The organism is Vibrio sp. 1731, assembly GCF_033339955.1.
Lineage (GTDB): Bacteria > Pseudomonadota > Gammaproteobacteria > Enterobacterales > Vibrionaceae > Vibrio > Vibrio alginolyticus.
In genome coordinates, this window is the sequence record NZ_JAWOVO010000019.1 from 1 (window position 1) to 15,541 (window position 15,541).

Here is a 15,541-nt window from a genome sequence, read left to right on the forward strand (position 1 = left end):
TAGCCTGATTGGAGGCCATTAAGCAAGCTATTGAAAGTGCGATTTTTTTCATCATTTTCCTTGAAGCATATAACGCCTTGTTAAGGTGTGAGCAACGCATTACCAAAGCCGCCGCATACCACCTTAAACACATAAACCAACGCAAAGTGAAAATGCCACGCGTTGCGAATCACTCTTGAACAATTTGTTAGAAGTTTGCTCACCTAGTGCTCCGACTTTCCCTTTTCGCGTCATGTGGGAAACAGTTTGTATACGCACGAGCGACATGACTTTTGCCATTGTCATCTATGACTACACAAACGAGATTGCACGGATTTCCTAATGCACTGCGCCAATTGTGATGACGTTCCTCATATTCTGCTTCAAATTCAACATAAATGTATGCTGAGCGAACCCATTCAAACGGAATTGAATGTTTTACAAGCAACCCTTTAAAAATCTTTGAATAGCGTTCAGTCATGAGGTCAAAGTGCGGGTAATATGGAGCAATCTGTTGGGAGCAAAGGTCTATTGAAACACGCTTGCTTTGAAGGTGGTCTACGGACAGGTAAAGCTTACCGATACCCCAATAACCATCGACATCATTGTTTCTACTCCGAAACGAGCCAATAATACCGCTTGCAATACTACCTAGTTCTCTCCTGCGTCCCATATTTATTCCTAAAACTTCTAACTCTTATTAGTCGGCTAAAATCCGTTTTTTATCCACTAATAATGCAACCTTTTTAATGCCATATCAACGTGTAATCAATAGGTTAATGAGCATTAATAGGGGTTAGATTGCATGATGCCTTATAATTAAAAAAGACGCTCTCCAAACTCCTTCGAATAACTTTTGATAGGGAGAATTACTAGGTTTGAAGTGAGCAATAGCTTTTGCTCTATATAGCCTTGAGGCAAAGGTGAGCCAGCGCTGATCTGGCTGACTCGAAGACGGACAAACTATTAAATCATGCGGCATCACTAAGACGGAGGCTTTCATAATAGTCTTCCGCCAGAGCGGTCATTTTAAACTCAGCATCTACTCCAGCGATCTTTTCAACGGCATCTTTAATTTCCTCTAGATCGACACTGAAGAACTCCTTGCGAAGGTTAACTGCATTAACACGTTGAGAATGGAATTCACGGTGCAAAGCTGTTTCGAGTGCAGGGGCATCATCAGTATAAATCATGGCATGTACGTCAAATGGGAATGGTACACTGGCATCACCAAGCTCTTTAACTCTGTCCATAGGCTCTAACCTGCGCGTTAAACCTATCTTGTAAACATCTTCTCCAAAGGAACCAATGTTACTTATCACGTACACATGGCCCTTACGAGTTTGCTCCGCCATACTCTTAGCACGCTCTTCTTTAGCTTCAGCTTCGGCCAATTGCTGCTCTAGAATGGCTATTCTTTGTTCCATTTCACTACGTTCTTGTTCATTAGCTTGAGCAAGCTCTTGCTGAGCTTTATCAAGAAGGTTTCGATACATTTTTTCTTCTTTCTCAGCTTCAGCAATCGCTTTTTCAAACTCTTTTATTGCTCTCTGCTCTTCACGAATTTGCTCTTTGATGAGCTTTTGCTCGGCAATTTCTTCCTGTTTCTTCAGGGTATATTGATACTGAAGCTTACATTCTTCGAATTTTAGTTCGATGTAGTCAATATCAAAACCACACTCCAGTGTCGCAGCCGACTTTTCTAGATTGTTTGCTAGTTTCTCGATTCGTTCCAGCGTACGACCAAATGAGCTTGGAGAAACCTTGCCAATAAGCATGTCACATTCAATATTGAACGCAGTTAGCATTAGCTTAACTTGACCATTGAGGATTTTTTTATTTAAAGACTTGTCATTAGAAATAACGGTCGTTTCTGGGAAGGTGACTGCGGTCTTCGCTTTAATCATGTCTTTTTGTTGCTGCCGTATGTCTTTGATCTCTTCAGAATAGCGAGTTGATGTTTCGTAAAGATATTGTGGCATTTCAAAATGACCATGAGCAGTATATTCATCGAGTCGTGAATACAAGTCTATCCCACCCATTAGCTCGTTCAGATCCAGTTCGCCTTTTTCAATATTGGCATGAAGTTCATTTAGAGTGTTTTGGGCAGCGTCAAGAGACTGTTGCTGTTCTAGAATACTAATTTTAAGAGAGTCATCTTGTCCTTTCAAAGCTTGTAGATCGGCAGTTTCAGCGTTAATTTTGGAAAGCGCCTTCTTTGCTATCTCAGTAGCTTGCTGTAGTGATTCATTTGCTTTCTTTAATGTCTCGTGCTCTTCTTTGGCTTTCGTTAACGCTTCATCAATTGACTTGTACTGTCCAACTTTTTTATCCGCAGAGCGTTTCGTCACTATATAGGTCAGCAAAACTACTAACAAAGATATGCCTGCTAATATCAGTAAATTATTATCCATTGTTTACCTTAAAACCTCTTGTATGAATTGCTTTCTAAGGGCGGCTCGTTCTTCGCAGCGGTCTTGGTACTCTTCATTTGCATTTGATAGCGCATTTTTAAATGCTTGCTTTGCTGCGGATTGTTGCTGTCTTACTTGCCGCTCTAGTTCTCGCTGAGCTTCGCGCACACCTCTTTCATGCTCTCTAAGCGCTTGAGCTTCAGCACGTTGCCGAGCTTTCTCTCTACGCTGAGCTTCGCGGGCGGCTTGTTTGTTGGCCCTATCTATAGCTTTAACAACCTTTATAGCGGTCCTTAAACCACTTCCTCGTCTGGCCAATGCATTTCTCCTCTGAGCAAATTAAAAATATGCTTCCGATGCTAGCACAACAAAATTGGAAGGGTTGTTATTGAAGTCAAACAGATTGCATAAAGTCTATAGCTATGAGAGTGCTAAGGTTTCAAATATCTATGTTTCTCACAGGCAGATTAGCCCCTTGCTTTGGGTTAGAAAAAATATTCCAAATGATGGCATGGAGAGTAATGACTCATGCAGTCGCTGACTCGTTTTGGGGCATAAATGCTTCAGCCAGACTCGCAGTATCAAAACTCTACAATAGCAATCGACGACTAACCCGAAGCGTAAAGAAAATCCCTTTACACCCTACCCTCTTTTCAAGCATTTTTATTGGTGTATGTATATGAAATTGGCGAATTATGCACGATAGGTAGCCCTACTGCCGACCCGATACATCCTAAAACACTTAGTAGGATTAGTGCGTTATTTTCTCTCTAATGCCCTTGACGATCAAACCGTTTAGTTCCAAAATAACTGTATATATGTACAGTTATATTTTTATTATGAAAGTTATCCCTATCTTAGCAAGCGCTGGTATTACAGGCTTTGAAAGCCCTGCTGCTGAATACAGACAAGTAGGAATGAGCCTTGATGAACTGCTAGTTGAGCATCCAAGTGCTACATTCATCGGACAAGCAATGGGGGAATCTATGCAAGAGATTGGCATTTTTGATGGTGACTTGTTGATTGTAGATCGTCACGTTGCCGTCCAAAACCTTGATGTAATCGTGGCCAATTATAATGGTGAGTTCGTTTGTAAAATGCTAGATATGACACGTCGATCACTCTTATCTGCAAATAAAGCAATGATGCCTATCTGTATTCATGCTCAAGATACATTTTCGATTGAAGGTGTAGTGATTCGATCTATCCGTTGTCACCGCCCAAGCTGTTTACTCTCATCTCGTAGAAAATAATGTTTGCCCTAGTTGATGCTAATTCCTTTTATTGTAGTGCTGAACAAGTTTTTAGACCCGAGTGGAGAGGTAAGCCCGTAATCGTTCTGTCGAATAATGATGGCTGTGTCGTTGCAGCTAATCGTCAAGCTAAAGAAGCAGGTATAGCAAAGTTTAAACCTTACTTTGAAGTCAAAGCATTGTGTGAGTTGAAAGGTGTAATTGCTCTATCATCTAATTATGAACTTTACGCAGATTTGTCGTCCAAAATGATGGATGTTATTGGGCGGTTTGCGCCTGAGCAATATGTATACTCCATTGATGAATCATTTCTTTCCTTTCATCGCTGCTTTCCTGCCATTAAAGACTTACGAGAACATGGCTCTTTAATCCGACGAGCCGTTTGGAAAGAGTGTCGATTACCAGTATGTATAGGTATGGGAACAACGCTAACCCTCGCCAAAATTGCCAATCATGCAGCTAAAAAAATTCAAGGCTGTAAGGGCGTTTGCGTTATCGACAATGAACATCAGCGTACCTCTATATTAAAGCAGCTAGAAGTTGGTGATGTATGGGGAGTGGGCAAAAAAATATCAACACGATTAAAACATATGGGGATTAACTCGGCTTATGATTTGTCTCAGTATGCCCCAGAACAAGCACGTCGGGAATTTTCAGTAGAAATTGAAAGAACCGTTCGTGAATTAAATGGTGTCGCTTGCAAGGGCTGGGACACAGCTAGAGCTGATAAAAAGCAGATTTACTCAACTCGTAGTGTTGGAACAAGAATCACCGACCTTGAACTACTGAAGCAAGCACTAAGTAAACACGCCGCGATAGCAGCACGTAAAGCACGAAATCAAAAGTCGCTGTGTAAAGCTATGCTCTGTTTTGCTTCCAACTCCCCATTTGATGATAAACCTCAGAGCTTCCGTATAGTTCATCATTTTGCATATCCAACTGCTGACTCAATGCAGTTGGTCAAAATTGCTACGAAGGCAGCAACACAATTGTTCAAACCAGGTGTACGTTATTACAAAATTGGCATCGGTTTGATCGATCTAGTTAATGGGCAGCACGAACAATTAGATCTGTTAAATCAAACTCCGAGTAATGATAAGTTAATGAAAGTGTTGGATAGTCTTAATAATCGGTATGGCACTGATACGCTTTTTGTTGGTTCCCAAGGCATAGAGCAGAAATGGAGCATGCGGAGAGAAATGCTTACTCCGCAATATACAACCAACTGGCTAGATATACCTAAAGTAAGGTGTTAACAGTTCAATTCTTAACACCTTACTTTAGGTATATTTTCTGTCTTCTACTGGCTCCATTTGGATTGCCTTCATGTACTCTTCAGCAGCCCCGTCTTAAACTTCTTTACGCTCGTTAGAGTCAAACGCCCTAACGTGAAGAAAATTCTCTTACTCTACTAAGACCTTTGAAACATATCTCTTTATTGAGCACTCCAACAAGACTGCCGTTTCAATCAATTTTTATCTAAAACGCCGTGTTAAAATAGCTGATTATACAACGCACTATTTATGGCGATGAAAACAAAATTAGTAATCTTAGATCTGTAGAGTTCAGCGCCAAAAATAGGATTCTGACGATAGCAATAGATGATGATAGAGACTTGCAAACAAGAATCAGAATGGACGATAAAATCGAAGAAGCTGTGTTCCTTGATGAGTTTATAGATAAAGGCACGTTAATCTACGCCGACGGTAACTATCGTTACCAAGGCCGATGCCAACACGTTCAATTAGAATGGCAAAAAGGTGAGTTGCTCTTACCGAAATACTACAAGGTATTTTTGAATGAGACCTGTTAAAAACTTGGTGCTATAACACTCGTTGTCAGCGGGCTGTGATAAGACTGATTTGGTAGGTAAGTTAGCGTAGGATTCAGAACATAATTTGGTTCTCAATTTCTTGCATGGCAATAATCCTAGGTAGCCTGGGTGTTCTGTTTCTATCTCATCACAAGCTTCATCATGCGCTTCTTACACTCAAGAGCAGCGACTTGATTGCCCGTGAGTAAGAAAATCAATGGCCTATTTGAGAACGGCTAGTACTATTTAACCATCAACTCGGTTCTTCAAGTTTGGTGTTCTTCTGTAAAGCATCGACACCACAGTTTCAACTAGTTCTTGATAGCGATAGAACGTATCTCGTGAGATACCCATAATCTTGCAGGCAACTAGATACATTGCCAAGTTCTTCTGCAAGATTGAGAAGCCCAGCTTTGTATTTGATGATTGGATTACTAGTATGAAGCATGAGAGTTACCACTAGTTGTCTTTGATTACGAATTAAACTCCTTTAATAAAAGTGGGTAACAATCTTATTATCAAACTTAAGTGTCAGATCTAGTCGGAACTAGTACAAGTCACTAGATAATAAACTCTTAGTTATAAACCGACCAGTCAAAATTTAATAATAAAAATACTAATTATAAAAAAGACGTTTAAAGTTTTTGTCTTTAAATTTTATTTTATACATATCTTTGTCTGCTTTTTTTATAACTTCATTAAGATGGCAACTATGTTTAGAATATACTGAGACCCCCATACTAAATTCAATCTTTAATTTAGATGAAAGTCCATCGATAGAGAAAGGCTTAGATAATACATTGGTAATTTTACACTTTATAGCGTCTATTTGATATTCTTCTTTATATGAATCCGTCAGCTTAAATAGAATTATAAATTCGTCCCCACCAACACGGAAACACATATCGCATTCTCGAACACTTTCTATAAGTCTAGAGGAGACACCTTTAAGTAATAAATCTCCCACATTATGTCCATAGGTATCGTTAACAACCTTAAAATCATCAAGATCTAAATAAGTCACTATGTATGAAGAAGAACTGAACAACAAATCAGAACTTTTGTTAATAATACGATCCAATTCGTGTCTATTAAATAACCCAGTCAGAGGGTCTTTGAAGGCCTTAACGTGAAGATCCTCAATTAGTTTCTCAGTGCTAGTAACATCAAAAATGGTTGCAATAGCACAGTCCATTCCATCAAAATAGATATTTGCTATTGAAATTCTTGCTCTAAAAAACTTCCCATTTGAACGTACACACAGGATTGTTCCTCTAGAAGACATATTTCTACTTTGACATTTGTTGGATATAAAATCATCAACTTTTTTATGGTGCTGTTTTGCAAAGTAACTGGGAATTATAACGTCCAATTTTTCATTAAAAATTTCGTTTTTATTAAATCCAAACAATTTAAAAAAATAGGTATTTGCAAATACAATATTAGAATATTTATCTACAATTATATTTGCGTCAGAAAGACAGTTTAAGAAATCTGAAATGTGTTCGGTTGCATTCACTCTACATATACCTTATCAAACCAAAGGATATCTAACCAAAGTGACCCAATGAAAGTGATAAAGATAAATTATATATTTAATACAACATATATCCATTTCTTTATGTATATTTGTGATCTAAGCACGCTCAAAGAAAAATTAAAATTTTAATATATTTAAACAAATTTTAAAAATTTACAAATATGTGAAACAAGAGTTAAATCGTAGTGTGATTGATGCCTATGATAACAATTTCATGCACAACATAGACACCATGTCATCAATTGAATTTAATTAAACATTTCGTACGCGATTGACTTAACCAAGCTCTGCACGGAGTTCTTCATCTCATCTTTGGCGTCATTGTGGTTACCACAGCCAAAAGGGGGTTGCGGGTCATACTCTAAGAGTAACTCTAGACTTTCAACTGACTTAATATCCCCAGATAACTCAGCTAAAAGTTCCAGAGAAAAATCCAATCCAGATGTGATGCCTCCACCACTTATTCTATTACGATCCTTTACAACTCTCTGATTTAAGTACGTTAATTTGGGATATTTATTTAAAGCTTCTTTGTATGCCCAATGAGTAGTTACTTTATAACCATCTAGTAACCCCGTTTCTGCTAGGATTAAAGAGCCAGTACAAACAGATGTTATGTACTTTGCTTGACTGCCAATTTTTGTCAGAAAATCTATGACTTCATTATCTCTGATTTGCTCTATCGGGTTTGCAGAGCCAGGAACAATTAATACATCAACATGGGGAAGATCATGAACACTATAGTTAGGTAAAAGCTTAACATTTGCATCTGAAGAAACAGGTTGAATACTTTTTGAAAAAGTAAAAACATTAACTAATCCACTTACAGCTAAAACTTGTAACGGAGCATATGCATCAAGCATGGTAACACCAGGGTAAATATATATTCCAACATTCAGATTCTTACTTAACTTTTCCATTATCAATGCCTCAATAAAATGATTGAGAAGCCATTTTAGTCTTTTATAAATCAAACACTAGAAACTAAAGAGTCAAACTGTTCGATCTGGGACTATTTTTAACAATAGTCCCAAACCGTTAATGTTAATATTGACTATAAATTTCAACACACTATCCTATTCAATAAGATAGGAGTAAACCTAATGTATAGAAACAAAAGTTGCAAACGAATTCTAGTTGCTTTTCGAGATTTATTATTAGTAAAAGATTATTGTGAAATCTCTGTATTGGAAATAATATCTAAAGCAGATGTTAGTAAAAGTACATTTTATAGACACTATAATGGAAAGCTCTGTGTTTTTATTGAAATGCATAAACTGTTGTTTCAAAAATTATTTACACAAATGAATACTAAAGAAGCTTGGCTGAGTAGCCTACCACAACAATCTTTCATTAATATGGCTAGCTTGGCGTCAAGGCGGAATGGAATAGGTCGTTCTATGGTTTACAAAATGGGTGATGATTGGTCAATTGCTTCAAGGTTAATCAGAGATTGTTTATCAAGTGAAGTGGAAAATCAATTATTAAAAGTATTTGGAAAAGATTCTTGGATAATACCTATCGAGCAAGTAGCAGGTTCTATTGCGGCATTACACATTGATTGCATAACACAATTAGGATTAAAATCAGGCCCATCTTCGGCAGAACAAGAGCTATCATATCTACAATTTTTCACGCAATCTATTATAAACTCATCCTTGAGTTAGTTGAGTAAATAGAAAGCCACCATAATATGGTGGCTTTCTATTTATAGGTCTCGTTCAGAAGAAGAGAATTTTATTTTTTCTATATTTTCTAATAAGACAACACCATCACCATTATCTCGATTATCAGAAATAGAGTATTTTCCATCCCTTAATTTAGTAATTGTATAATTTGACTCATCACCTGAGAAGATAACTGTATTTTTACCTTTATTACCAACAATTTTATTTCCGAGTTTATTTACAATAACATTTACATTATTGCTGCCAGTTAGTGTAATATTCTTCAGATATTGTGAGTGGTGTGTATAAGGCAACTTAGTGTCAAACTTTAAACTAAACGTTCCTTCAAAGCTCTTAGAAACTCTTGCATTATAGGTAAGGTATGGGTGAAGTAATTTCTGTACAGCTTTTAAGCCCAACGGATCAAGAGTAGACATTTCTGCTCTTGTCTTAGCTGTATAAATGCCCCACATACCGCCTTTGAATTTCTCTTCTAAATGTTTTCTTCTTTCTTCTAGGAGAGCTAGTTCTGTCGCATCTAACAGGTCAGTTAATGTGGATGTTTCAGTATCAGCCACATCAGCACTTCCTTCGATACTTACACTAGCAATCTCTTTTTGTCCCCAAGCTCCCCACAAGCCATAATAGGAATCAACAACAGCTGCATAGTATTCTTGAGACAGGCTGTTCTCTTTAGTCAGCTCTTGTATCCATGCCTGATTATCTTCTCCGAGGCCCCAGATTTTTCCTGTAAGAGCGTTGACTTGAGCACTTCTTAACTCCGCTTGATAACCTGGTAATGCGCCCAAAAACTTTTCATTTTGATCCACGCCAATACCGTAGTCATGGACAAGATGCAATATTTCTTCAAAGGTAGCATCTCTATGTTCATAATTTTGTTCGATGTACCAGCTACCACCCTCGACTTGGATTTCCTCCTTGTATAGAGGTTGACCATCAAGTTTTGCCGCTGGGTTAGATCCGTCATCTTTGCCATTAAGCAGTAATAGTTTGGCGTTATTTTCTGCCATCTTATTCGCGATTTCTGATTTATTATCCCCATACTCAGAACCATCAAAGTTGGTTAAGTAATGCGATAATACATTCCTTGCTCTAATTATTTGTTCATCCGTCAACTCGTCTTGGGCTAATATCGGTATTCTTTTTCCGTTTGGAGTTTTAACCTCTGTATAGCGGTCAAATCCTAACTGTAAAGAGTAAGTTTTAGCTAGCTCTTTAGGTACCGTTGTTATACCTAAAAAACTAGATTCCTCAGTGACTATTTCATACTTAACAATTTCATCAAGCGTCAAGTAATGCATGGAGCTTGACTTAGCTGAGTTCAATGTGAACCAGTAAAAATCAGAGTTAATGCCCATATCTTGGTAATAAGACGTGAAAATATCGTGTGAGCTGTGTGATGATGGGTACTCACGACCATCTTTCACCCCGTCACTCCATGAATGTACACCAAGTTTAGCTCCAGCAGACCAACTTCTTGAAGCACCAGCAAGATATAAATCAACGCCCCCAGAAGTTACATGGCTGTTACTATCTACAACCGTCTTCATCTTCTTACTTCTAATTAACCGTCCAAGCTTTAAGTTAGCATCATCATCAATAGAGCCAGAAATATCCCTCAAATACAGCTGATTTACCGATGGATTTTTAGATAACATGTTATTGAATGCCGAAGTTGAACCATCGCATGAAACACCATCGATGATTGCTGTTTTACCTTGAACTTCGAACTGCAAAGGAGTCATTCCCGTGACAGTAGTTGAGCACTCAGAAATAAAAACATTTTTAGCGGCGGGTTTATGCGTAACATCTTTATCAGTGTTTTTCTCACTACTCGAATTACAACCCGTTAACGCAGTGACGATCGCTAGGTAAGATAACGCTAATGTAGTACTTTTCAATGAATCATTCCTTATATGAACAAAGCCTTTACTCTACTAGATAGACATTAATGATAACTTGATTACTAGACTAAGATTACGAGTGCTTACAACTCTAAAAAAATTTTACAAAAGTCATAAATTAGGAAAAAAATGGCCACCTGAGATTAATAAGGTGGCCTTTTCAATAAGAGAGTTATCAAACACAACAGCTACAGTTGCGCTTGTACTTTTCCATCTTACCAATACCAGGATTGAAGGTATTGGTCGGGTCAAGCTCATGATAGAATTTCTGAAGTGAGTTATCAGCTTCGTACAGATGTCCTACATTATGCTCTGCTGGATATTTTGCTCCCCGTGCATTAAGGTGTTTTAACATCAACTTTTTCATCAATTTTGTATCAGTACCCTTTTTGAAAATGTAATCTTGATGAAAAACGTGGCACATAAAATGACCGTAATACAGCGAGTGGACAAGGTTCTTACTAATCTCTTCGGGTAAATTTTCCAACCATTCCTCGTCATTTCTTCTCAACGCAATATCTAAAGCAACTATATCTTCTACATCTTTACGGTGGATCGTTTCATAACGTATAGCCGCTCCTGCTGCTGCAAATCGATGTAAATAAGCTTTTTTACCTTCTTCTGGTGTACACTCAAAGAAATCACAATCTCGCTTTTCTCCCCAGACTTCACGAAGATAGATTTGTGCTTCTCTGATTCCAGCTTCACTCATTTTAAGAACTAAGTGATGTTCGTACTTATCACGGAAATCCAACATCCTTTCTGGCAGATGCTGAGGAAATAATTTACTTGCATAATACATGACTGCATCGGGAAGATATTTGCTAACGAATGGAACGCGATCCAAGATATTTTCAACTTTGGCTTTCAATGCAAACATCTTGGGCAATCTATCAGTACCTAGCAAATCGATTGATAAAAATACGTCTTTGCCATACTTTTCTGCAATATTAAAAATATCTCGATGCATATATTCAGCCATTTCTGGCAAGTTTTCAAAATTCGTCAAGATGTCTCTTCTAAGTTTAGTCAGTTGTGAAGGATCATTTGTACCAACGTAAAATACTTGCTCCTTTTCTGGAACAGGATAACTATCAACACGAACTGCAAATACACCTATTTTACCAGCACAACCACTTGCCTCGAATAAACGACGTTCGTCAGCATTAAATCTAGACGGGATCTCTGAAGTGACATCTCGCACACGTTGATCATATTCCTTGTCGGAAGCCATCCTCTCATCATATTGAATCTGAGTAGAATCAAAATTACCTAACTCAAGATTTCGAAGAATTTCTTCTGGCGTATCACCTAAACCATCGATGCCGAGATGATTTACAAGATGCAATTTACCGTGTTTATCTACTTGACCATAAATTGCAAGCTCTGTATAGGCAGGACCTCGCTTGACCAAAGCGCCACCCGAGTTATTTGCAACACCACCAATAACTGTTGCTCCGATTGTAGATGAACCGATGACAGAGTGTGGTGCTCTATTTACAGATTTAAGTTTCTTTTCTAATGAATACAAACTTGTTCCTGGAAAGCATAATGCTTGCTTGCCGCCATCTAACAACTGAACCTGATTTATTCTTGTAACATTTATTACAACAACATCCCTATCATAATCATTTCCACTAGGAGCAGAGCCTTCTGTAAGTCCTGTTTTAGCAGCTTGCATGATTATAATACAGTTATTATTCACACATGCCTGGATTACTCGCCATTGCTCAACGAGTGAATTTGGAAAAACAATTGCTATTGCTTTTCCGCATCCAGAACGAAATCCTGAACGGAAATATTTGGTTTTATTAGAATCAGTAAGAACATTATCATTTCCGACAATAGATACAAATTCATCGATTATTTTTTTATTATTCATCATCATTTCTCACTTTATGTAGGGATTTGGAAATATAAACTCTTCGGAAAATCAAATCTATTGTAAGTGAATGAAATTAAAGACAACAAGTCCAAACAAACAATAAATAACTTAACTTTCAGATACTTAAATGAATGAGACAAAAAAGAAAAACACTGTTTCTAATTAGAAACATAGATAAATGATTGAATAATATGAACTTTAACATCAATAGCAAATTTAAGAAAAACACTGTTTCTAATTAGAAACAATAAGTTCAAAGTTCAAACTTCATAATTAAGCACTTATATGATTTATATGGGTTTTATATTGTTAACAATTATTAATTAATTGAAAATATATTACACAAATAATTTTTCTGAGATATATACACCATGTTTTATATGTGTAGTAATGAATCATTTAAGGTATTATTTTTACGCTTTTAATTAAGCAAATTTTGATAATACCCCTTACAAAAAATCCAAAATGTGAATGTTTAATTTCAAGGTTGAAATTAAGCATCGGAGTATAATAATGATATCCCTACTTATATCCATCATTCCTATCGCTTTTCTGATATGGATGATGACAAAGAAAAATGCGGTACCTTCACATATAGCACTACCGCTTACAGCTTTTATGGTTGCTCTAATCCAGTTTTTTCACTTTGATACTGACATGATCACAATCAGTGCATATAGCGTCTCTGGCATGCTATCAGCTACAACTCCGATTTCGATAGTAGCAGGTGCAATATTATTAAATAGGTTGCTCTACTATACTGGCTCTGAAAGAACAATTAAGGTTTGGTTAGAGTCCATTAGTCGAAATGAGGTTGCCCAACTAATGATAATTGGCTGGGCTTTTGCTTTTATGATAGAGGGAGCTTCTGGGTTTGGTACGCCAGCAGCTATAGCAGCACCTATTCTTGTTGGCTTAGGTTTTTCTCCAATAAAAGTAGTTCTTTTTACACTGACGATGAATTCCGTTCCAGTATCTTTCGGAGCTGTAGGTACTCCGACTTGGTTTGGTTTTTCAAACTTAGGATTGTCCGAAGAAGATATTATTCAAACAGCACAGTTTTCTGCATTAATTCACCTAGTTTCTGCATTTATAATCCCTCTAATTGCACTTAAGTTTGTTGTACCTTGGGAGAAGATTAAATCAAACTATAAGTTTATATTGGCAAGTACTCTTTCATGTACGATCCCATACTATCATATTGCACAGTGGAACTATGAGTTCCCAGCGTTAATTGGAGGTGCAATTGGACTTTTAATAACAATTTTTATAGCAAAAAAAGAGTTAGGATTAGAAAAACAATCGGATACAAGTAGTAAGATTTCAAATAGTAATCTTGTTAGTAATTTTGAGATTTTGAAAGCAATATCTCCTACTTTATTGTTGATCTTTATTCTAATTATTACTCGTGTTAAACAGTTTGGTATCAAACAATTATTACTCGATGATACATCAATGCTTAATTTATCATTAGGATTGATAGGTGATTTAAGCATCAGTCAGGCGTTTATAATTAAAGTTAGCAATATTCTTGGAACAAGCGCTTCTTGGTCATATAAATTGCTTTACGTTCCAGCTTTAATACCGTTCGTTTTGGTAGTTGTTATTTCCATATTTATATTTAATATATCTTCAACCAGTTTGAGAAGAATATGCAGTGATACTACTGACAGAATTAAGTATCCATTTATTGCTCTTGTTGGGGCGCTAATAATGGTGAAGTTGATGATGCTTGGTGGAAGTAAATCTCCAATAATGACTATTGGGACGGCGTTTTCAGAGTTTACTGGAGAGAACTGGCAATATCTAGCATCATATTTGGGAGCATTAGGAGCGTTTTTCTCTGGTTCAGCTACGGTGTCAAACTTAACATTTGGAGGAATACAACAAAGTATTGCTATAAATGTAGGTCTTGAAGAGTCAAAAGTTCTTGCTCTTCAATCTGTCGGAGGAGCTATGGGTAATATGATATGTATAAATAACATAATTGCTGTATCTACAATATTAGGAATATCCAGACAAGAAGGCTATATATTGAAAAGAACTATCATTCCTATGACTATTTATGGCTTAGTTGCAGCATTAATGAGCTACTTTATATAATATTAACGAGACTTTCGAGTCTCGTTTTAAAAATGGGAGTTTCTTTGACTAAATTTATCATATATATGTTCAATTAATAACTCAACTTTCTCTGATTGAGTTCTTGATTTGGGATAAATTGCATATATACCTATCTCTTTGGCTGTATCATACTTAAATATTTCAACTAAACTCCCATTTTTTATATCGTCATAAATAAGAATTCTTGGAACATATACTATCCCATTACCCAAAATAGCAAGATTTCGTAAAACAGAAGAGTTGTTAGAAGAAAAAGTACTATTGACCTCAACTTCATATCTTTTCTTAGCGTTTTTAAAACTCCAAATGTTTGCTCCACCTTCCTGAAAAGAATACGTCAAACATTTATGCCTATTGAGTTCACTTGGAGAATCTGGAAGTCCATGTTTAGCTATATACATAGGAGACAAGCAAGTAGTCCATTTTGCATCAACCAACTTTCTCACATTAAACGAAGAATCAGGATATGAACCTGTTCTGACTGCTAAATCAAATCCGTTATTTTCGATGTCTACATATTTATTATCCAAATCCATATCTATTTTTATTTTAGGAAACTTATTATTAAACTCGTATATAATCTCAGGAAAAATTAATTCACCTGATATAGTCGGAACAGTTAATTTAATAGTACCTGATAAGTTTTGTTCCAGTCCATTCAGTGCCTCGTCTGCTTTTTTTGCCGCATCATATACTTTCTTCGCTCCTACAAAGAGCTTGCTACCTGCCTCCGTTAAGAAAAGTTTTCTAGTAGTTCTATATAAAAGCTGAACGCCAACCTCCTCTTCCATTCGAAATACAATTTTACTAACAGCTGATTTAGCAATCCCTAACTTTATGGCAGCCTGACTAAAAGACCCACTTGTTACGACACTATAAAACACTATGAAATCAAACGAATTTTTCATAAAATACCTTCATCAAGTAGACGTACATTTTAA

General features: G+C 36.7%; 13 protein-coding genes and 1 pseudogene. 5 read left to right on the forward strand and 9 right to left on the reverse strand.

Features of this window, described 5'->3' with window-relative positions; all coding sequences use genetic code 11:
• Positions 1 to 199 precede the first annotated feature (199 nt).
• The 3 genes from R7035_RS18815 to R7035_RS18825 all read right to left on the reverse strand — a co-directional run bounded on the left by R7035_RS18815 (position 200) and on the right by R7035_RS18825 (position 2,711).
• Complete coding sequence (locus tag R7035_RS18815; RefSeq protein ID WP_053350286.1) at positions 200 to 652, reverse strand: hypothetical protein; 453 nt, start codon at positions 650 to 652, stop codon at positions 200 to 202.
• 298 nt (positions 653 to 950) lie between these two features.
• Positions 951 to 2,393, reverse strand: coding sequence for a DUF4041 domain-containing protein (locus tag R7035_RS18820; RefSeq protein ID WP_193269598.1), 1,443 nt, complete (start codon positions 2,391 to 2,393; stop codon positions 951 to 953).
• Positions 2,394 to 2,396: 3 nt separating this feature from the next.
• A complete protein-coding gene (locus R7035_RS18825) occupies positions 2,397 to 2,711 on the reverse strand; it encodes a hypothetical protein (RefSeq protein WP_025510681.1) in 315 nt (104 codons plus the stop codon).
• Positions 2,712 to 3,232: 521 nt separating this feature from the next.
• On the opposite strand from R7035_RS18825, the gene R7035_RS18830 reads away from it, so the two are divergent.
• The 3 genes from R7035_RS18830 to R7035_RS18840 all read left to right on the forward strand — a co-directional run bounded on the left by R7035_RS18830 (position 3,233) and on the right by R7035_RS18840 (position 5,459).
• A complete protein-coding gene (locus tag R7035_RS18830) occupies positions 3,233 to 3,646 on the forward strand; it encodes a S24 family peptidase (protein WP_213907059.1) in 414 nt (137 codons plus the stop codon).
• Positions 3,646 to 4,902, forward strand: a complete 1,257-nt coding sequence (locus R7035_RS18835) for a Y-family DNA polymerase (RefSeq protein WP_213907045.1) — start codon at positions 3,646 to 3,648, stop codon at positions 4,900 to 4,902. The genes R7035_RS18830 and R7035_RS18835 overlap by 1 nt, the downstream gene beginning before the upstream one ends.
• Before the next feature lie 377 nt (positions 4,903 to 5,279).
• A complete protein-coding gene (locus tag R7035_RS18840; RefSeq protein ID WP_250159040.1) occupies positions 5,280 to 5,459 on the forward strand; it encodes a hypothetical protein in 180 nt (59 codons plus the stop codon).
• 252 nt (positions 5,460 to 5,711) lie between these two features.
• On the opposite strand, the pseudogene R7035_RS18845 reads toward R7035_RS18840, so the two are convergent.
• The 3 genes and pseudogenes from R7035_RS18845 to R7035_RS18855 all read right to left on the reverse strand — a co-directional run.
• Positions 5,712 to 5,907, reverse strand: a pseudogene (locus R7035_RS18845) (helix-turn-helix domain-containing protein); the annotation flags it as partial.
• 168 nt (positions 5,908 to 6,075) lie between these two features.
• Complete coding sequence (locus tag R7035_RS18850) at positions 6,076 to 6,978, reverse strand: diguanylate cyclase (RefSeq protein WP_213907046.1); 903 nt, start codon at positions 6,976 to 6,978, stop codon at positions 6,076 to 6,078.
• 269 nt (positions 6,979 to 7,247) lie between these two features.
• Entirely contained in the window at positions 7,248 to 7,919 is a 672-nt protein-coding gene (locus R7035_RS18855) for a DJ-1/PfpI family protein (RefSeq protein WP_258452880.1), read from the reverse strand.
• 183 nt (positions 7,920 to 8,102) lie between these two features.
• Here R7035_RS18855 and R7035_RS18860 point away from each other — a divergent pair, with 183 nt between their 5' ends.
• A complete protein-coding gene (locus R7035_RS18860; protein ID WP_213907048.1) occupies positions 8,103 to 8,666 on the forward strand; it encodes a TetR/AcrR family transcriptional regulator in 564 nt (187 codons plus the stop codon).
• A 41-nt stretch (positions 8,667 to 8,707) separates the two neighbouring features.
• Here the strand turns inward: R7035_RS18860 and R7035_RS18865 are convergent, their stop codons facing one another.
• Both R7035_RS18865 and dld read right to left on the reverse strand, forming a co-directional pair.
• Positions 8,708 to 10,588, reverse strand: coding sequence for a hypothetical protein (locus R7035_RS18865; protein ID WP_258484661.1), 1,881 nt, complete (start codon positions 10,586 to 10,588; stop codon positions 8,708 to 8,710).
• A 178-nt stretch (positions 10,589 to 10,766) separates the two neighbouring features.
• Positions 10,767 to 12,473: a D-lactate dehydrogenase gene (gene dld, locus R7035_RS18870; RefSeq protein WP_213907061.1), complete on the reverse strand. Its 1,707-nt coding sequence runs from the start codon at positions 12,471 to 12,473 to the stop codon at positions 10,767 to 10,769.
• 516 nt (positions 12,474 to 12,989) lie between these two features.
• Here dld and R7035_RS18875 point away from each other — a divergent pair.
• Positions 12,990 to 14,579, forward strand: a complete 1,590-nt coding sequence (locus tag R7035_RS18875; protein ID WP_258484332.1) for an L-lactate permease — start codon at positions 12,990 to 12,992, stop codon at positions 14,577 to 14,579.
• A gap of 26 nt (positions 14,580 to 14,605) precedes the next feature.
• Here the strand turns inward: R7035_RS18875 and R7035_RS18880 are convergent, their stop codons facing one another.
• Complete coding sequence (locus R7035_RS18880; protein ID WP_318131182.1) at positions 14,606 to 15,508, reverse strand: LysR family transcriptional regulator; 903 nt, start codon at positions 15,506 to 15,508, stop codon at positions 14,606 to 14,608.
• Positions 15,509 to 15,541 lie beyond the last annotated feature (33 nt).